This is a genomic window from Pectinatus frisingensis (genome assembly GCF_014076555.1).
GTDB classification, from domain to species: domain Bacteria; phylum Bacillota; class Negativicutes; order Selenomonadales; family Selenomonadaceae; genus Pectinatus; species Pectinatus frisingensis.
On the sequence record NZ_CP045424.1, the window covers coordinates 2,591,846 to 2,611,300 of the forward strand.

18 protein-coding genes and 3 tRNA genes are annotated in these 19,455 nt (G+C 38.7%); 7 read left to right on the top strand and 14 right to left on the bottom strand.

Annotated features, from left to right (window positions below):
- Positions 1 to 606 precede the first annotated feature (606 nt).
- Positions 607 to 1,245 carry a flavodoxin family protein gene (locus tag F8M42_RS12155; RefSeq protein WP_182186956.1) on the top strand — a complete coding sequence of 213 codons (639 nt, stop codon included), beginning with the start codon at positions 607 to 609 and terminating at the stop codon, positions 1,243 to 1,245.
- 218 nt (positions 1,246 to 1,463) lie between these two features.
- Here the strand turns inward: F8M42_RS12155 and F8M42_RS12160 are convergent.
- From F8M42_RS12160 to F8M42_RS12200, 9 genes are all read right to left on the bottom strand, one after another.
- A tRNA-Ser gene (locus F8M42_RS12160) sits at positions 1,464 to 1,551 on the bottom strand.
- 95 nt (positions 1,552 to 1,646) lie between these two features.
- Entirely contained in the window at positions 1,647 to 1,850 is a 204-nt protein-coding gene (locus tag F8M42_RS12165) for a DUF951 domain-containing protein (protein WP_182186958.1), read from the bottom strand.
- Between the two features lie 16 nt (positions 1,851 to 1,866).
- Positions 1,867 to 2,775, bottom strand: a complete 909-nt coding sequence (locus F8M42_RS12170) for a cation diffusion facilitator family transporter (protein ID WP_407672877.1) — start codon at positions 2,773 to 2,775, stop codon at positions 1,867 to 1,869.
- Positions 2,776 to 2,895: 120 nt separating this feature from the next.
- On the bottom strand, positions 2,896 to 3,552 hold the full coding sequence (locus F8M42_RS12175; RefSeq protein ID WP_182186962.1) for a CBS and ACT domain-containing protein: 657 nt from the start codon (positions 3,550 to 3,552) through the stop codon (positions 2,896 to 2,898).
- 30 nt (positions 3,553 to 3,582) lie between these two features.
- Positions 3,583 to 4,287 (bottom strand): ABC transporter ATP-binding protein, encoded by a 705-nt coding sequence (locus F8M42_RS12180; protein ID WP_182188748.1) that lies wholly within the window; start codon positions 4,285 to 4,287, stop codon positions 3,583 to 3,585.
- Between the two features lie 11 nt (positions 4,288 to 4,298).
- Positions 4,299 to 5,066 carry an ABC transporter ATP-binding protein gene (locus F8M42_RS12185; protein ID WP_182186964.1) on the bottom strand — a complete coding sequence of 256 codons (768 nt, stop codon included), beginning with the start codon at positions 5,064 to 5,066 and terminating at the stop codon, positions 4,299 to 4,301.
- Positions 5,063 to 6,010, bottom strand: coding sequence for a branched-chain amino acid ABC transporter permease (locus F8M42_RS12190; protein WP_182186966.1), 948 nt, complete (start codon positions 6,008 to 6,010; stop codon positions 5,063 to 5,065). The genes F8M42_RS12185 and F8M42_RS12190 overlap by 4 nt, the downstream gene beginning before the upstream one ends.
- Positions 6,011 to 6,019: 9 nt before the next feature.
- The gene (locus F8M42_RS12195; RefSeq protein ID WP_182186968.1) at positions 6,020 to 6,907 is read right to left on the bottom strand and encodes a branched-chain amino acid ABC transporter permease; all 888 of its coding nucleotides are present in this window, start codon (positions 6,905 to 6,907) and stop codon (positions 6,020 to 6,022) included.
- A gap of 335 nt (positions 6,908 to 7,242) precedes the next feature.
- The gene (locus F8M42_RS12200) at positions 7,243 to 8,424 is read right to left on the bottom strand and encodes an ABC transporter substrate-binding protein (RefSeq protein ID WP_182186970.1); all 1,182 of its coding nucleotides are present in this window, start codon (positions 8,422 to 8,424) and stop codon (positions 7,243 to 7,245) included.
- Between the two features lie 403 nt (positions 8,425 to 8,827).
- On the opposite strand from F8M42_RS12200, the gene F8M42_RS12205 reads away from it, so the two are divergent.
- A complete protein-coding gene (locus F8M42_RS12205) occupies positions 8,828 to 9,793 on the top strand; it encodes a type I phosphomannose isomerase catalytic subunit (RefSeq protein WP_182186972.1) in 966 nt (321 codons plus the stop codon).
- Positions 9,794 to 9,854: 61 nt separating this feature from the next.
- Here F8M42_RS12205 and F8M42_RS12210 read toward each other — a convergent pair whose 3' ends face one another.
- The 5 genes from F8M42_RS12210 to nhaA form a co-directional block, all read right to left on the bottom strand.
- On the bottom strand, positions 9,855 to 11,075 hold the full coding sequence (locus tag F8M42_RS12210; RefSeq protein WP_182186974.1) for an MFS transporter: 1,221 nt from the start codon (positions 11,073 to 11,075) through the stop codon (positions 9,855 to 9,857).
- Positions 11,076 to 11,149: 74 nt separating this feature from the next.
- Positions 11,150 to 11,225 (bottom strand) — tRNA-Lys (locus F8M42_RS12215).
- Positions 11,226 to 11,354: 129 nt separating this feature from the next.
- Positions 11,355 to 11,430, bottom strand: a tRNA-Gln gene (locus F8M42_RS12220).
- A gap of 102 nt (positions 11,431 to 11,532) precedes the next feature.
- Complete coding sequence (gene ftsZ, locus F8M42_RS12225) at positions 11,533 to 12,678, bottom strand: cell division protein FtsZ (RefSeq protein WP_182186976.1); 1,146 nt, start codon at positions 12,676 to 12,678, stop codon at positions 11,533 to 11,535.
- Positions 12,679 to 12,910: 232 nt separating this feature from the next.
- Entirely contained in the window at positions 12,911 to 14,125 is a 1,215-nt protein-coding gene (gene nhaA / locus F8M42_RS12230; protein ID WP_182186978.1) for a Na+/H+ antiporter NhaA, read from the bottom strand.
- A gap of 212 nt (positions 14,126 to 14,337) precedes the next feature.
- Here nhaA and F8M42_RS12235 point away from each other — a divergent pair, with 212 nt between their 5' ends.
- From F8M42_RS12235 to F8M42_RS12255, 5 genes are all read left to right on the top strand, one after another.
- Positions 14,338 to 15,474, top strand: a complete 1,137-nt coding sequence (locus F8M42_RS12235; protein WP_229711350.1) for an N-acetylmuramoyl-L-alanine amidase — start codon at positions 14,338 to 14,340, stop codon at positions 15,472 to 15,474.
- Between the two features lie 243 nt (positions 15,475 to 15,717).
- Positions 15,718 to 16,743, top strand: coding sequence for a sulfate ABC transporter substrate-binding protein (locus F8M42_RS12240; protein WP_182186980.1), 1,026 nt, complete (start codon positions 15,718 to 15,720; stop codon positions 16,741 to 16,743).
- Positions 16,718 to 17,569, top strand: a complete 852-nt coding sequence (gene cysT / locus F8M42_RS12245; protein ID WP_229711351.1) for a sulfate ABC transporter permease subunit CysT — start codon at positions 16,718 to 16,720, stop codon at positions 17,567 to 17,569. Before F8M42_RS12240 ends, cysT begins: the two co-directional genes overlap by 26 nt.
- Positions 17,570 to 17,573: 4 nt before the next feature.
- Positions 17,574 to 18,386, top strand: a complete 813-nt coding sequence (gene cysW, locus F8M42_RS12250) for a sulfate ABC transporter permease subunit CysW (protein WP_196595261.1) — start codon at positions 17,574 to 17,576, stop codon at positions 18,384 to 18,386.
- Positions 18,387 to 18,391: 5 nt separating this feature from the next.
- Positions 18,392 to 19,453 carry a sulfate/molybdate ABC transporter ATP-binding protein gene (locus F8M42_RS12255; RefSeq protein ID WP_182186984.1) on the top strand — a complete coding sequence of 354 codons (1,062 nt, stop codon included), beginning with the start codon at positions 18,392 to 18,394 and terminating at the stop codon, positions 19,451 to 19,453.
- Positions 19,454 to 19,455: the final 2 nt, after the last annotated feature.

Here is a 19,455-nt window from a genome sequence, read left to right on the forward strand (position 1 = left end):
GTCTAAAGTAAATATATCATATAACTAAATTTAGAAATGAACATTCCTTGCTTTTATTTAAGAAAGGTCCTCTTTAGCAACTGAGTTATTATCAAAATACAGAAATATTTTAATAATAACTCTGCAAATCCTAATATGTCATCTATACATATAATAATGAAAAAGACATTGTCTCATCTGGAGGGATTGTATTATTTTTCTGCAAGAGTGTGACAGCTTTTTATAATGCATTAACCATGAAAGAGTTACACCAAATGGCGGTATCATAGATGCACAGATTTTTATTGCTTCTGATCCGCATATTCCTTGCAATAATAAACCATCAGCGAATAATGAAACGACCTCATTAACTGGCCCGCCAAAATCAAAGACACCCATCGTTCCCATTATTACACCAAACAATACAGCCGAAAGTGGTTTGACGGACAAATCCTAATCGGTAAGAACAGTACGGAATACTTGCAGAGATGTTTATACATTTATCTTGACACTACCCACTATACTTTATAGTTACTAAATATCAAATAAGTGCGTACTTATATATCCTCATATATTGATATATAATTTATTATATAAAATTTATTATATTATGATGGAGGTTATTTTATGCATATACTGGCTATTAATGGCAGCCCCAGAAAAAATAACAACACTGCTATTCTACTTAAAAAAGTCCTTGAAGGGGCAGCCTCTAAGGGGGCTGCTACAACCATGGTAAACTTATATGATTTAAACTACAAGGGCTGTATAAGTTGCTTTGCCTGCAAATTAATCAATGGTAAAAGTTATGGCAAATGCGCACTAAAAGATGATTTGACTCCTATTATGGAAACAATTGCTAATGCTGACGCTATTGTGCTTGGATCACCTATATATCTACATTCTATTACCAGTTCCATGAAAGCATTTTTAGAAAGACTTATTTTTCAATATCTTGTTTATGATCAAAAGCACTCAACTCTTTTCCCTAAAAAAATACGCGTAGGCCTGATTTACACTATGAATGCAACGCATGAACAATTTGCAGCATCATACGAAAATGAACTAAAATCAATAACTCTTTATCTGACAAACGTTTTTGGTTCATGTGAAAATTTGCTTTCAAATGATACCTATCAATTCAATGATTATTCCAAATATTTTGCTCCAATATTTGACGAAAGAAAAAAACACGCCGTAAGAACAAAACAATTCCCGCAAGATTGTAAAAATGCATTTAATATGGGGGTTCGTTTTACTACCTAAATAGCATTGCCTGGAAAACAACCTTTTAAAGTGCTTGTATTACCTTACTCTTGTCCTGCATCTATTCCTGTGGTGCAGAACTTTTTTATTTCTACGTAACTTTACTTTTAGTCGCGTCTTATTTTCACCTTTTAAAAACTTGCTAATAGTAAAATATTGGTATTTATTAATAAAAAAATAAAAGGCTCTGCAAAATTTGCAAAGCCTTGATTTTACTATGGCAGAGAGGGTGGGATTCGAACCCACGGTACCTTGCGGTACAATTGATTTCGAGTCAATCACCTTCGACCACTCGGACACCTCTCCATCGTCAAAAACAATCAAATTATATCATATATACATCCAAAATTCAACTTATAATCATCTTTGACCTTATCATGGGAAAGATTTTAATTATCCATCTATCCATCATCGCGGGGAAGTCTTACAATTGCCCTTACCATTTTTTCGAATTTGGGACGTGGCATCATGACAAAATGTCCACAGCCGCAGCATTTTATGCCAAAGTCCATGCCTACCCGCAGTATTTCCCACTCGTCACTGCCGCAAGGATGCTTTTTTTTCATTTTTACTATGGTGCCTTTTTCATATTCAGCCTTATCCATTCTATATTCTCCCCACTTATTTAGTAAGCTTGACTTTACAAGTATTTTCCACTACCAGTTCCACCGGTTCAGGATGAATCACCACATCAACAGTCGGTCCCATACTTTTCTTTATTGCCAATTCAATTTTATCACAAACAGCATGAACATCGCCCAGCTTCATACTGCTGTCAAAATTCAAGTGAACATCAATCATTTTATAAGCTCCCGCTGAACGTGTCCGCAGATTATGATAACCAAGCACTTCTTTGTAGTTCATAAATATAGCACAAATCTTTTTTTCATATTCTGCCGACAAACTGGCATCTGTCAGATCTCGGGCACTTTTCACGATCATTTTATATCCGGCCCGAAATATTATTAAAGCCACTGCCACAGCTACAACAGGATCCAGCCAGTACCAGCCCAATATCTGCATGCCAAACAATCCGGTCAATACACCGACTGATGTCCATACATCCGACTGTAAATGCAGTCCGTCAGCTTCTAAAGCCTGAGAGTCGGCTTTCTTGGCAACATAAATAAGACGGCGGGAGACAAGTATATTTATGGCAATTGATATACCCATTATTGCTATACCATATTCCAGGTTTTGCATAGCAACCGGTGAATGCAGTTTTGTAAAAGCCTCATAAATTATCATCAAGGCCGCCCCCACTATCAGCATTGCCTCTATTGCTGATGACAGATTTTCATACTTGCCATACCCATAATCATACTTTTGGTCAGGCGGTATCATAGCTTTACGCACCGCCCAAAAAGCTATCAAAGCCGCTATCAAATCCACTCCGGAATGCATTGCCTCAGATATGAGACTCATTGCTCCCACGTAAATTCCAACAAGCAATTTTAATACTACTAATACAGTATTCGATATTATTGATAAATACGCCGTACGACGTTTAAGTGCATCACTTTCTGCCAAATCCATAAAAAAACCTTCCCAAATTATGCTAAATATAAAAAATTAATCTGCGGAATAGCAAATCCGCAGATTAATCGACATCTCCTGTATCTTATCACGTAACCTTACAAATGTAAAGTTTTACTTATGGGACCCTCCCAATTCAGTAACATGGCTGACTGTGTAACCGGCTTTTTCCAAATCTGCCTTTATTTCATCTACATTAGAAAAAGACCCACGTATTATAGCCTGAGAATCACCATTCGGTGTATTAAATGAAACAAAGCTGTCAATGTTGAGGTTATGTTTGGCAAACACATCTGAAATTTCTTTTGTTGCACCGATCTTATCTTTAAAATCAAGCGTAAACCGTGTCTTCCCGCTGGCCAGTCCCATTACCTTCACTAGTACCCTAAAAATATCGGTTTCTGTAATTATCCCCACCAGGACCCCAATACTGCTTACAACCGGCAAGCCGCCAATTTTATTATTACACATGAGCAATGCTGCTTCTTCGACCGTAGCATCATCGCAGACCGAAACAATCGGTGTTGACATTATATCATTGACCGTCATTTGCGCCAACAGAGAGTTTATTTCATATTTAGCCAGAGTAGTAGCCGGTGACGGTGCAATACGGGAAATATCACGGTCACTTATAATACCGACCAAATTTCCATCTTTTAGCACCGGAAGCCGACGAAAATGATTCATTTTCATAAGACCTGCTGCTTCATCGACTGATGTAGCCGGAGAAACAGTAATCGGATTCTTAGTCATATAATTTCCTACAAACACATTATTACCCCCTTCATTAATCACTGCCAGCTATCCACCAAGATATGCCTTACGTACTTCTTCGCTGGCTGCGAGTTCTTTTGCATCACCGCTTAATGTGATTTTCCCCGTTTCCAAAACATAAGCACGATTGGCAATTGACAATGCCATATTAGCATTTTGTTCTACAAGCAGTATCGTAGTTCCTGCTTCATTGATGTCCTTTATTATAGCAAAAATTTCTTTTATTAAAAGTGGTGCCAGACCCATTGACGGTTCATCCAGCAACAGCAAGCGCGGACTGCTCATAAGGGCACGCCCCATCGCCAGCATCTGCTGCTCGCCGCCGGAAAGGGTCCCGGCTTCTTGTTTTTTACGTTCTGCTAAACGCGGAAAATGTTTGAACACTCGTTTTAAATCATTTTGTATCGCATTTTTGTCTTTTCTGATATACGCGCCCAGTTCCAAATTTTCCATTACTGTCATATTAGCAAAAATTCGTCGTCCCTCTGGTACCTGTGATACACCGCATTCAACGATTCTATGAGCCGGCATGCCGCTTATAATTTTATCTTCAAAAGAAATCTTACCGGTGCGCGGTTTTAACAACCCGGAAATAGTGCGCAATGTGGTTGATTTACCGGCACCATTAGCTCCGATAAGCGTTACTATTTCCCCCTTGTCTACTTCAAGACTAATTCCTTTAATTGCATGAATTGCACCATAATAAACATTTATATTGTCAATTTTCAACATTATACCCATTATTAAGCCTCCCCACCAAGATAAGCACGGATGACTTCCGGATTTTTCTTTATTTCATCAGGAATACCCTGCGCTATAATCGAGCCGTACTCCAGCACATATATGCGTTCACATATCCCCATTACAAGACTCATATCATGTTCAATAAGAAGGATTGACAGTGCAAAATCTTTTCTTATCCATCTGATCATATCCATAAGTTCTTTAGTTTCCTGAGGGTTCATTCCTGCTGCCGGTTCATCAAGCAGCAACAATTTGGGTCGGGTTGCCAAAGCACGGGCTATTTCCAGACGGCGCTGCGCCCCGTAAGGCAGGTTTTTTGCAATTTCACCAGCCTTATCTTCCAGCTTGAATATTTTCAACAGTTCCCTGCCATTATCCTCAATTTCCCGTTCTTGTTTCATATATCTACCGACACGCAGTACAGCTTCAATTAAATTATAATTTAAATGTGTATGATAGGCAATTTTTACGTTATCTAATACTGTAAGTTCAGAAAACAACCGTATATTTTGAAAAGTACGGGCAATGCCGCGCTGTGTTATCTGAGACGGTTTCATACCGGCTAAACTCTGCCCGTCAAGTGAAATTATTCCTGTAGTCGGCTGATAAACCCCGGTAAACAAATTAAATGCCGTGGTTTTACCCGCTCCATTCGGTCCTATCAACCCAACGAGCTCACCTTTGTCTATCGTCATATTGAAATTACTGACCGCTTTTAAACCGCCAAACATTTTTGACACATTCTTAGCTTCTAGCAATACACTCATTTTTGTTTACCTCCCTTAAAGCGCTTAAAAACAGGCAAACTGGTAATTTCAATATTACCAAACAACCCCTGTGGGCGATAAAACATAAGTGCAATCAAAATAAGTGCATAGATGCTCATCCTCAGTTCAGGCCAATTAGACAGCAGTGCTGAAACCGTAGTCAAAATAAACGCCCCTGCTATAGACCCCGTTATTGATCCCATACCGCCCATTACAACCATAATTAAATAGTTGAATGACGCCAGGAAAGTGAATGAAGACGGATGAATAATATAAAAAGTATGGGCAAAGAGACAGCCAGCCACTCCGGCAAATCCGGCTCCAATAGTAAATGCCAGTACTTTATATTTAGTTGTATTCACACCCATGGCTTCGGCAGCTATTTCATTTTCACGAATTGCCACACAAGCACGTCCATAAGATGAATTGACATAATTCTTTATAAAAAACAGTACAAACAACATTACAAAAAAGGCCCAAGCAAAATTAGTATGCCTTGGTATCCCCATAAAGCCAGCCGCACCACCGACGTAGTTGACGTTCATTATAACAATGCGGATTATTTCTCCCAGCCCCAATGTTGCTATTGCCAGATAATCTCCACTCAGCCTCATCGTTGGCAGACCAATCAGGCCCCCAATAATTGCCGCTGTCACAAAAGAAGTAATTAAACTAACAATAAATGGCATATGAAAATTAACCGACAATACTGCACCGGTATATGCTCCTATAGCCATAAAGCCCGCATGTCCCAAGGAAAATTGTCCGGTATAGCCATTTATTAAATTAAGGCTGACGGACAATATTATATTGATGCAAATCAAAATTATATTGAGCTGCCAAAAAGCATCCAGAGAATTTGTTGACAGCAATGCCTGTAACACCACAAAAACAACTAGGCTGATAATTATTGCTTTTAAATCCGCTTTACGCAATGCATTCATTTATCACACCTACACTTTCTCGTTCGTATTCTTGCCAAGCAGTCCTGACGGTTTAAACAACAGCACCAATATTAAAATGGCAAATGCTGCGGCATCACGGAATGTAGACGAAATAAACCCGCTGACCAGTGCTTCTATTATTCCCAAAATAATTCCACCGGCGGCAGCCCCCGGTAAAATTCCTATTCCGCCTAATACAGCAGCAACAAACGCTTTTAAACCAGGCATTATACCCATCAGTGGATCTATAGAGTTATAATAGATACCGACTAAAACACCGGCAGCAGCCGCTAATGCTGATCCAATACCAAAAGTTACCGAAATTATTCTATTGGCATTTATCCCCATAAGCTGTGCAGTTTCAGTATCAAATGAAACTGCCCGCATAGCCTTGCCGACCTTAGTATACTGGACTATATAAGTCAATATAGCCATAAGAATTATCGTTATCGCAAAAATCATTATCTGTTGGTTGTTTACCACAAACGGGCCAAAATGATAAGCTGCATCTTCCAGCACGCTGGGAAATGTCCGCGGCTGTGGTGTAACAAAATACATCATCGTATATTCAAGAAAAAATGATACGCCGATCGCCGTTATCAGCACCGATATACGCGGTGCCGAACGCAGTGGACGATAAGCAAATCTTTCCACAAGCATCCCCAAAATACCTGTCAATATCATCGATGCCACCAATGCTGGCAGCACCGGCCAATGAAGTATAGTTATGCAAAAAAAGCCGATATACGCACCAACCATATAAATATCACCATGTGCAAAATTTATCAGCTTAATAATTCCGTATACCATGGTGTATCCTAATGCAATTAATGCATATATGCTGCCCAATGATATTCCGTTAATCAGCTGTTGCAAAAACTGATCCATGATACCCATAAAAAATCCTCCATTCAATATTTAGATTATCAAAATATTTGACCTTAATTAATTTTTACCGATAATTCGATAAACTGCCATCTTAATGTCATCGGCCTTACTTATAATAAATCCGGGCAAAAATAAAACCCTTAGCCGACCAGCTAAAGGTTTTATTCAACCCGTGCTTCACCTAAAAAGCTCACCGTTGAGCGCGCAATAAACATTGTCAATTATAAATATTATAGTTAATATTATATGTTAAATTTTGTATAATTGTCAACATATCTGACACGTATTCTTCTTGGTAAAATCAGATTTGCTGCTGTCAACGGATCCGATTTTTATGGGCTTAATTAATTTTCCGGAGCAATTTTTTCCTTCATAACTTTGTTGCCGTCTTTTAATTCTATTATTACTGCTGATTTTATTGGATTATGATCTTTATTCATACTGATGATCCCTGTACCGACTTGAACATCCTTCAAGTTTTCCAATGCATCACGTATTTTTTGCGGATCAGCACTCTTAGCCTGTTTAATAGCTTCAATAAGCATCTTACCAGCATCATAGCCCAGCGCTGCAAAAACGTTTGGATCCTTACCGTCATTTTCTTGTTTAAATAGTTTTATAAAACCTTGTACATCCTTATCCTGGTCAGAATAATGAGTACTGTAGAAAGTATTATTAAGAGCATCTTTTCCCGCTATATCAATTACTTTACTATCATCCCAGCCATCTGTTCCCAAAAGCGGAACAGTTATTCCCATTTCACGGGCCTGTTTAACAATTTTGCCAACTTCTTCATAATAAGCCGGGATAAATACAACATCAGGATTAGCTGCTTTTATTTTTGTAAGTGTTGTTTTAAAATCCTGATCTTTTTGCACAAAAGCTTCTTCGTCCAGAACCTGACCACCGTCTGCCTCAAACTTTTCTTTGAAAACCTTGCTTAAGCTCTTAGAATAGTCAGTACTGGAATCGGCATATATAACAGCTGTTTTGGCATGCAGTGTTTTAGAAGCGAATGTGGCCATTACTTCACCTTGCTGCGGATCAATAAAACAGCTGCGGAAAATAAACGGCTGTACTTTGCCATTGTCATCAACTGTGACTTTGGAACTGGTAGCAGCAGGTGCAATAAGCGGAATTTTGCTGTCGGTAACTATTGGTGAAGCCGCCAGAACATCTCCGGTAGTAGCCGGTCCAACAATGGCAACGACCTTATCAGTCACCAACTTAGTAGTTGCATTAGCCGCTTCCGAGGCTTCCGATTTACAATCGACTTCATCCAACTCAAGTTTTTTACCGTCAATACCGCCGGCATCATTAGCCTCTTTAACTGCCAAACGCAAGCCATCCAGCGCTGACGAACCATAATTAGCTGCATTCCCGGTAAGTTCAAAATTAGCACCGATTTTAATTGTATCACTATCCGCAGCACTCTTTTGATCACCACAACCGGCAAAGGCCGTTGCCATCACAGCAGCACCCAAAAGCACACCGGCAATCTTTAAGCGCTTCATTTTTAAATTCATAAAATATCCTCCTAAAAATATTCCTCTATTATTGCGATAAATACATTATAGTTTGCAAGTATACACTAGTCAAGAAAAAAGTTTAGGATTTTATCGATTACTATTAGAAAAAACGGATGTTTATTTTGTTTTTATAATAAAAAAATATGTTTTTTGTTATAAATTATTTAAAATATGGAAATAACTAATACTAAAATAAGAACTTTTTATTCATTAACTCATCACAATATAATTTATATCTAATTATTATAATATTTTTATTTGATAATGTATTTTAATTTTATTATTTTAGTTTACACCTGAAAGAATAGCTGCTCGTTTTTTATCTTTCTGTGTAATTATTATAGACCAAACCGATTATTCGTTGTATTATGTATATATAAATTATACGAGGTGAATGATCATGTTATATCCATTAAAATTGAAATCACCCCTAAAAGATTACCTATGGGGCGGTACGCGTCTGAAAACCGAGTATGGGAAAGAAACATCATTGCAAAAAGTTGCTGAAAGCTGGGAACTTTCCTGTCATAAGGCTGGTGCCAATACAATTGAAAACGGTTCTTTTGCTGGTAAAACATTGCCGGAATATCTTGAAGCATCCGGTAAGGAAGTCATCGGTAGCAAAGCTGCCTGTATTGATTATTTTCCATTGCTTATCAAGCTGATCGATGCCCATGATAATCTTTCCGTACAGGTCCATCCCGATGATGCTTATGCCCAGGCTGTAGAAGGTGAACCGGGTAAAACAGAAATGTGGTATATTGTTGATGCTGAACCTGATGCCAAACTAATATATGGGTTTAAAAATGAAATCACTCGTGACGAATTTGAGCGCCGCATCAATGACAACACTTTACTAGATGTATGCAATCAGGTTCCTGTCAAAAAAGGCGATGTATTTTTTATCAATTCAGGAACACTGCATGCTATCGGCAAAGGCATTTTAATTGCTGAAATACAGCAAAATTCCAATACCACTTATCGTGTTTATGACTATGGAAGAGTGGGAACCGATGGTAAACCGCGTGAACTGCATATTGCTAAGGCTTTGACGGTGACCAACCTTAAACCGCCAACACATAAGATCGGCGAAATAGGTACTGTTGATATTTTTTCGGATTATAAAATAGATTTATTGTCGCAATGCGCCTTATTTTCTGTTTATCATTTCGACTTATCCGGCAATTGCAGTCTATGTGCCGATAATACTTCATTTCATTCATTGATCATTCTCAACGGTGAGATATGTCTCGATTCTCCACATGAAAGTATGACATTAAAAAAAGGCGATAGTCTATTTGTTCCCGCCGGTCTGGGTGACTATCGCATCAATGGCATGGGAGAATTTATTCTAACCACACTTTAAATATTTTATTATTACCAAATCAACGGGACTACTGCATGCGGTAGTCCCGTTGTCATATATTTTACTGTTTTGGCTGCAACTGCCATGGTGGCTGCTCTGGTATGTAATAAATCAGTAACGCCCCCGCCAAAGGCATCAGCACCGTTATCAGCAATGCTGCCCTCAATCCTATATATTCAGCGGCAATTGCCGTTAAAGCAGCGCCAATTCCTCCCAAACCGAAAGACAATCCCAACATTAGGCCCGATGCCAGGTTAGGATTATCCGGCAAAAACTTTTGGCACCATATTACTGAGCAAGGATGTGCTGCTTGAATAAAGAAACCTGTCATTATAAGAGCAAAAATTGACACAGCATCAACAGTTTCTGCTGTAAAAAAATATATTGCCGGAAAAACAGCAATCAGCATTGATGGTCCAATGACTTTTTTCTGCCCGATATGATCATTTAAAATACCGCCGAACATACCGCCAACTGCCGCGCCTATAAGAAAAAGTGTCAGCAGCCATCCGGAAGTTGTTTTATCATATCCCTGTAAAATAAGCAGTGTCGGTAAAAACGTGGTCACGGCACTGTGCGCCCATGTTCTTATTGCCATGGCTGCATTTAATTTTATCAGTGGAATATTCTGCCATAATTTATGCCAGTTCAATTTATACCTTATATTCTCACTTTTATTTACCGTACTAACTTTATATAGCCTTGACTGATAATAAAATATACTCAGGATAAGTGTAGGAATAACTAACAGCGGCAGCATTTTCAATGAATAATATTGTATAAAATAAACCAATAATATCGGTGCGAATGCAAATCCCAGATTACCGCCGCTGATAAAAAACGACAATGACAATCCCATTTTTTTCTTATTAGCTATTTTCCCCACTATCCCTGTAGCCATTGGATGAAAAACAGATGCAGCCAATCCGCTTGCAGCAACGCACAACAATAATATATAAAAACTTGCCGTAAAACTGGTAAGACAAATGAAAGCAGCTCCAAACGGTAAAACGATCAGCAGCAACCGATTAAAATTGTATTTGTCCATATAATAACCAAATATTGGCTGCAAAACATTTGCCGTAATAGCCATAGCCATGACCAGAATACCGCTCAATGCCAAGGATAGTCCCATATTAACGATAAGAAGCGGTATCAATATCGGTAAAAAATTGCAATAAAAATCGCATAGTAAATGCCCAATAGACAAAAGTGTCACATCGTACCCACTATGCTTATTCACCGCTGAATAATTTCCTTGCGCAATCGACGTCACAGCCATAATATCCCACCTTATAATAATATGTATAAATATAAAAAAAGCCTTCTTCGATGGGAAGAAGGCCTTGTATGCAATGGTGGCTCACCCGAGATTCGAACTCGGGACACCCTGATTAAAAGTCAGGTGCTCTGCCAACTGAGCTAGTGAACCTTGTAGATGTACAGCTCATTGAGCCGACTATGATATTATACTAAGTATGATAATACTTGTCAATAGTTTTTTATTAATACTACTACAACAAAGATAAAAAAACACCGCTGCTGCGGTGTAAAATTCATCTGGCTGGGGTAGCTGGACTCGAACCAACGAATGCGGGATTCAGAATCCCGTGCCTTACCAACTTGGCGATACCCCAATACTTTTGCTGACTTAAATATTATATATACTTACAAGTACAATGTCAAGTAAAATATTACATATCAAACATTCATGACTAATTTTTTAAATAAGGCCTGTTTCATTTTTTGTCATGCCTATCCGCAAGTTCTTTATTTATCCGTTCAATATCAAAAATAGCCTTATTTAAGTGTCCTGCATGATGTGGCCCGGTTGATTTTCCTCGCATAAAATCGGGAAGTTCCGGACTTTTTGTCTGAGCAGCCCTATCTGTATACGATCCCTTTTGATTTTTATCCATATCATCATCTGTAGTAAAGTCAGTGGCAATAACTGTGGCCCGTACTTTACCCTTTAATTGTGAATTTATCACCGTGCCCAATATTATATTCACTTCCGGACTGGTGTTATCATAGATAAATTTTGTTGCTTCATTTACTTCATACAGACTTAATGACTCATCTCCGCTTATATTTAAAATAATTCCTCTTGCCCCGCTGATCTGCCGTTCAATCAATGGACTTACAATAGCTGCCTGAACAGCTTTAACCGCTGTAGCACCTTCACCTATTCCCAATAAAGCATCAGCATTATTATTTTGCTGAAAAATCGATTTGACATCGGCGAAATCTACATTTATCACTCCTACTGTAAGAATCAGCTCAGAAATACAGCTGATGGCCTGCTTTAAAACACCATCAGCCAAATGAAAAGCATCAAGCAACGATATGCGTTTATCTTTAGCCTGAAATTCCATTAACTTATCATTTTGAATATCAATCAGCGCATCCAAAAACGGCCGCATTTGTTCAATGCTGGCCAATGCTGTTCTTTTTTTTCGTGAACCTTCAAAAGGAAACGGCATGGTAACAATACCAATTGTTAATATGCCCATAGAATGAGCCATCTCAGCAATTACTGGCATAGCACCTGTTCCCGTGCCGCCGCCAAGCCCTGCTGTTAGAAAAATCATATCGGCACCTGTAATGGCATTTTTTATCAATATCTCATCTTTTTGCGCTGCCTGCTGACCTAATACTACCTTCCCTCCACTGCCTAAACCTCTGGTCACGTTTTCACCAATGGGTAAAATCTTCATCTGCTGGTTATCAAGTGTATGCAACTGTTTTTTATCAGTATTTATGGCGATCAATTCCATCCCCAGACTGCCTTCACTGGCTATCCGCTGCAGAACACTGTTTCCACCGCCGCCAATACCAACTACTTTTATATTTACATCTGCACCCTTTATAATTTTCTCTTGCAATGCGACCACCGCCCTTATAATAACATTTTCCAGCCGTATAATATGGTCTTTACCGTCTTATATATAAACGCAATAAAATTTAACAACAGCTAAATTCATACTATTTCTATTATGATAGATGCATTTATTTATCATTAATATTATTCGTTACATACCTCGGCAATCCTGCACTGTCAACTATTTTGTTTATTATATTATTTTATTTAATAAGTCAGCCAATTGCGCAACCCGATTACCCTTGAACCGTTGAAATGTTATTTGTTAATTTTAATATTATCATTCCCAATAATCCTGACAGGCATGATGCAATAATTATCCCTACCTTGGCCGCTGTGAGATATTCAATTGAACCGGAAAAAGCCAATGATGCAATAAATAAGGACATTGTAAAACCTATTCCTCCCAGACTTCCTGCCCCTAGAAAATGGATATAAGATGTTTTTTCCGGCATTTTTATCACTTTAAACTTAAACAATAATGCTGTTACCCCGAAAATCCCCAAAGGTTTGCCTACTGTCAATCCCAATATTATTCCTGCTGCAATTGGCAAAAATGAACCTTCCATATTGGCAAAGTTGCTCATATCCAATTTGACTCCGGCATTAACCAGCGCAAATATCGGCATTACCACCCACGTAGAAAAAGGTACCACTTTATATTCTAATTTGTGTAACAGCGATTTATCTGCATTCTGACTTTTATCAGCAGGAATCAATAGTCCCAGTATCACTCCGGCAATGGTCGGATGTACTCCCGCATTATAAAAGAAAAACCAGGCAATTACTCCCCAAAACAAATATATAAAAATATTTTTAACCGCCAATTTGTTTGCCGCAAGTGCCGCAGCCAAAGCCGCCAGTCCATATAGCAACGCTGTTAATGAAACACTATTACTGTAAAATAGTGCTATCACAATAATAGCTCCCAAATCATCAACTACTGCCAAAGTTGTCAAAAAGACCGCTATACTACGTGGTACATTTCCGGCAGCCATCGATAATACTCCTAATGAAAAAGCAATATCAGTGGACATTGGTATTCCCCAACCGGCCAATCCTCCGCTATCAATATTTACCGCCGAATATAATAGTGCCGGAACTATCATCCCCGCAATGGCTGCCACGATGGGTAAAATTGTTGCCGATATTGACTGCAATTCGCCAAAAAGAACTTCCCGTTTTATTTCCATTCCCACAGTAAAAAAGAATACTGCCATAAGACCGTCGTTTACCCAATGCAGTATAGATAAATTAAATCCCATCAGCGAAAACTGCATATGCAGGATCTGTTCATATGTTTTATTTAATGCTGTATTGGCAATAATCATTGCTAATACAGCACAAAGTAATAAAACAAAACCACTTGCTGCCTCATTATTAAAAAAATGATTAAACGGACGCAACAGTTGTTCTGTCTTCTTTTTTATATCACCTATTGTCTTTTTCATCAAAAACTCCTCTCGATCTTTATTATATACAAGAGAAATGACACATAGCAAGCCACAGATTTTTATTTTGTTTTTTTTACTGCTTTGTTGTACAATATTATAATATATGATTATAAATTTAGTTACGTATTGATTATCTGCCGCCATTTTCAAAATATTTGATCCGGAGCCAATTAGCTGCTAAAAGTTTATCGTAACAGGAGGGAGTTTTTTTGCCCAAATCATTATGCTTTTTTACTATGACTCTTTTTTTATGTATAATCTTATCCTTTGCCAATATAGCTTATGCCGGCAATTTTGCAGCTGAAAAATCTTCATTGGCCAAAATTACTGCTATCCGCATAAGCTCAAATAATGACAAAGTCCGTATTGTTGCCGATGCTAATAAAGAAGTCGACTATGAATCATTCGGTTTATCAGCACCTAACAGGATAGTTATCGATTTAAAGGGTGCATGGCTTGATCCTTCTATACAAAAAGAATATACCGTCGATAATAAAAACATCAATCGTATTCGTGTCGCTCAATTTGATCATGCTACAGTTCGAATCGTTGTTGACACCTCGCTCAAACGTGATGCATATGACGTATTTTCACTTGCGTCCGGTAATATCTCTTACCGTGTCATAATGGATTTTGGTAAATCTGCTGACCGCCCTGATAATTCTGCCGTTTTGCCTGTCAAGCCTGCGTCGCCAGTGCCGCCGGCCGTTCCGTCCGCAGTCAAACCCACAGTGCCATCACCGACAAAAGTTTTTACTACTCCGGGAATAAAAGGTAAAAAAATTGCTATAGACCCCGGGCACGGTGGTAATGATTCCGGTGCCATCGGCTATACCGGACGAAAGGAAAAAGATGCTACTTTACAAATTGCCCTTAAACTTAAACGTCTTTTGGAAAATGCCGGTGCTACTGTTATAATGACCCGTACCACTGATACATCCGTTGCTTCCCCTACTGCCAGTGATGTAGATGAATTACAGGCTCGTTGCGATATAGCTAATAAGGCAAACGCTGATATTTTTATCAGTATTCATAATGATTCTTTTACCGACAGTGCCGCCAATGGAACTTCCACATATTATTACGGCAATGGCAGCAGCTACAGCAGCCAGCTGGCCAACGATCTGCGGCAGGGTATCATCGAAAAAGTTCATACACCTGATCGAGGTACTAAAAGCTGCAATTTTTATGTTGTAAAACATACTGATATGCCTGCTTCCCTAATAGAAGCAGCCTTTATTTCTAATCCTGCCGAAGAAAAACTCTTGACCTCTGATGACGGTTCTGAACAATTTGCCGAAGGCATTTACAACGGAATTAATAAATTTTTTGCAGCAATAGGATAAGTTCCCTTCTATTGATAAATTTATCAATATTTTTTATGAACGGATTTAGCTTATCTCTTGACGATACAGTTTTAATGTGTTATTATCAGCTTCATAGTTATTTTTTATCGTTTCATAGTGTTATTGTGTATAGTCTTTATAATAATTACTGGCTGATTAGAAAACTAAAGGTCAGAGGAATTAATTAACATTGTTAAATTAATTCCTCTGACCTTTTTTTATTTTATAACAGGAGGGCATTTCATGAACAAAAAGTTTATTCTATTTGCTATTTTTATTATTATTTCGTCAGTTTTAGCAGGATGTAAAAGCGATGAACAATCTGCCTCTTCCAATAATCAGCTCATAAATGTATCATATGATCCTACACGAGAACTATACGCTGCCTATAACGCAGCCTTTATCAAGCACTGGCAGGAAAAAACCGGCCAAGCTGTCACAATAACCCAATCGCATGGCGGTTCCGGGGCCCAGGCCCGCTCTGTTATTGAGGGTAATGATGCCGATGTGGTTACCCTGGCACTGGAGTACGATATAACAGCCATTGAAAAAACCGGTCTCATAAAAAAAGACTGGCTCAGTTCCTTTCCACATGACAGTTCACCATATACATCAACCATTGTTTTTTTAGTACGTAAGGGCAACCCCAAAAATATAAAGGACTGGAATGATCTGATAAGACCTGATATCAGTATCATAACACCCAATCCTAAAACGTCCGGCGGAGCACGCTGGAATTATTTAGCCGCTTGGGCCTATGCCAACAATGCCTATCAGGGCAATGAAGAACAAATGAAAAAATACATGAAAAAACTCTTCAACAATGTTCTTGTCCTAGACTCCGGTGCGCGCGGTGCGACAACCACCTTCGTAGAAAACAGTCAAGGGGATGTGCTGCTGGCTTGGGAAAATGAAGCATATCTGTCTTTAAAAGAACATCCTGATGAATTCCAAATAGTATCTCCGTCAATAAGCATCCTTGCCCAGCCTTCTGTTGCTGTCGTCGATAAAATTGCTGATGAACACGGAACCCGTAAATTGGCTGAAGAATATCTTAATTATCTTTACTCTCCGGAAGCACAAAAAATTGCTGCCGATAATTTCTACAGACCGACCGATGAAAATATTTTAAAACAGTATGCCAATACATTTGATTTAAACATCAAGTTGGTCACTATAAACGATCCACTATTTGGCGGCTGGAATAAAGTCCAGGAAACTCACTTTAAGGATGGCGGTATCTTTGATCAAATTTATCAAAAAAAATAAACACCGGGTATCAATTATCCCCGGTTTTAATCTGTCATTGGGTATAACTATTTTTTATATAAGTTTTATTATTCTGATACCGCTTATTTCTATTGCAGTTGTCACTAATGATATAACATGGCAAAAATTTACATCTGTTATCCTTGACAGCCGCGTCATTGCCAGTTATCGGGTAAGTTTTATCTGCGCATTCACCGCAGCAGTCATCAATTGCTGCTTTGGGAGTATACTGGCGTGGGTTCTTGTACGATATGAATTTCCCGGGAAAAATCTTATTGATGGACTCATTGAACTGCCTTTTGCCATTCCTACAGCAGTTGCCGGCATATCTTTAGCAGCATTATATTCTCCGGCCGGTCTTATTGGTCAGTTTTTGGTGCCAATAGGCATAAAGATTGCTTATTCCCCCATTGGCATCAGCATGGCTTTAATCTTCGTCACTATTCCTTTTGTAGTCCGGACAGTCGAGCCTGTTTTAAAAAATATCGACCCGGTCTTCGAAGAAGCCGCTTACACGCTTGGTGCAGGTAAATTCACAATCTTTCGCCGCATAATTTTACCGGAACTCATACCTGCTTTATTACTTGGAGGAGGACTGGCTTTTGCCCGTGCAGTAGGAGAATATGGCAGTGTCATATTTATCGCCGGCAACATGCCGTTTAAAAGTGAAATTGTCCCACTTCTCATAATGATTAAACTGCAGCAATTCAATTATACAGAAGCAACTTCCATTGCCATAGTAATGCTGCTGTTTTCATTTCTTATCATGTTTGCGATTAATTCATTGCAAATATATCAGCAGCGCTTTATCAGGGGAGGTCGATAATAAATTGTCAAAAATATTTTCTGTCAGGTATCTATTGATAGGCATCAGCATTATCTTTATATTTATCATGCTGATATTACCCTTATATGTTATTATCAGTGAAGCTTTTCATAATGGTCTTTCACCATATTTTACCGTCATCAGTGATAAATTCACGCTGCATGCCTTAAGTTTAACTTTATTGGCTGCCGGGACAGCAGTGCTCTGCAACACCATCTTCGGTCTGTTCGCTGCCTGGTCATTAACACGGTTCCATTACAGCCACAGCAAGCTTTTGACCACACTTATCGATATCCCTTTCACAATTTCTCCTGTTATTGCCGGGCTCATTTTCTCCTTGACTTTTGGGCGTATTGGCTGGACTCAACCAATATTGAATTTTTTCCATATAAAAATCGTTTTCGCCGTGACCGGCATTATTTTAGTGACCATCTTCGTAACGCTGCCTTTTATCGCTCGAACAATAATGCCTGTTTTACATTCACGCGGTACACAGGAAGAGGAAGCCGCCGCACTAATGGGAGCCAGTGGCCTTACCATTTTTCTACGGATAACATTCCCACACATCAAATGGGCATTACTTTATGGTATTATTTTATGTACTGCCCGTGCCATGGGAGAATTTGGTGCCGTATCAGTTATTTCAGGCCATCTGCGGGGAAAAACCGATACTCTCCCATTATTAATAGAAATTTTATACAATGATTTCAAAATGACAGATGCCTTTGCTGTATCCACAATCCTTGTTGTTCTGGCAATAATTCTGCTGATTTTGAAAAATGTCGTTGAATATAAATGGCATCAGGTTGAGGAGTAACAAATATGTATATTGAGTTTAGAAATGTAAATAAAAGTTTTGGTACATATAAAGCTTCGGATAATGTCAATTTTTCTTTATCCAAGGGTTCATTATCAGCTCTTTTAGGTCCGTCAGGCAGCGGAAAAACAACTATCCTGCGAATTCTGGCCGGCTTGGAAACACCTGACAGCGGTGATATATTTATCGACGGTCAGCGTGTTAATGATATTATTCCCGCCAAACGGGGCATTGGCTTCGTCTTCCAAAACTATGCTTTGTTCAGGTATATGACAGTGTTCGATAATATTGCCTTTGGCATGCAGGTAAAAAAGTTTCCTCCTGAACAAATCAAGCAGCGTGTAAATGAATTACTCAAGTTGATCGGTCTTGACGGTTTAAGCGGGCGATATCCGGCTCAGTTATCCGGTGGGCAAAAACAGCGCATAGCTTTTGCCCGTGCCATTGCTCCTGAACCCAAAGTACTGCTGCTTGACGAACCATTTGCCGCTATCGACGCCAAAGTTCGTCATGAACTCCGCCAATGGCTTAAAAATACTATAAAAGAACTAAATATAACCAGTATTTTTGTCACTCATGACCAAGAAGAAGCCAATGAAGCAGCTGATGAAATTCTAATTGTCAACAACGGAAAAATTGAGCAAAGCGGCTCCCCTATCTCCATTTATAAAAAACCGGTAACACCATTTGTTGCCCAATTTATTGGCGAAAATTCACTCATTAATGATTATGGCAATTTTAAAGGTTTTCAATTTAATAAAAATTTCCCGGCAGCAATAATCCGTCCGGAATTTATCAGCCTGTTCAAATTACAAGAACAAATCCAAAATACCTATAGTGCCGAATCCGGTATCATAAAAACAATAACATTTCGCGGTTCGTATCTGGAAATAATAGTCACGCTGAATAATATTGACCTTAAAACAATATGGCCCAATGACAGAGAACTGCTGCAACCGAAGGAAAAGGTCATCGTGCTTATAAGGAAAATGTATCTTATCAATACTGATTCGGTTCGCGAAGTAGAAAACACTGCCATCACTACCGATAATTCAGTAATAATCTAAGA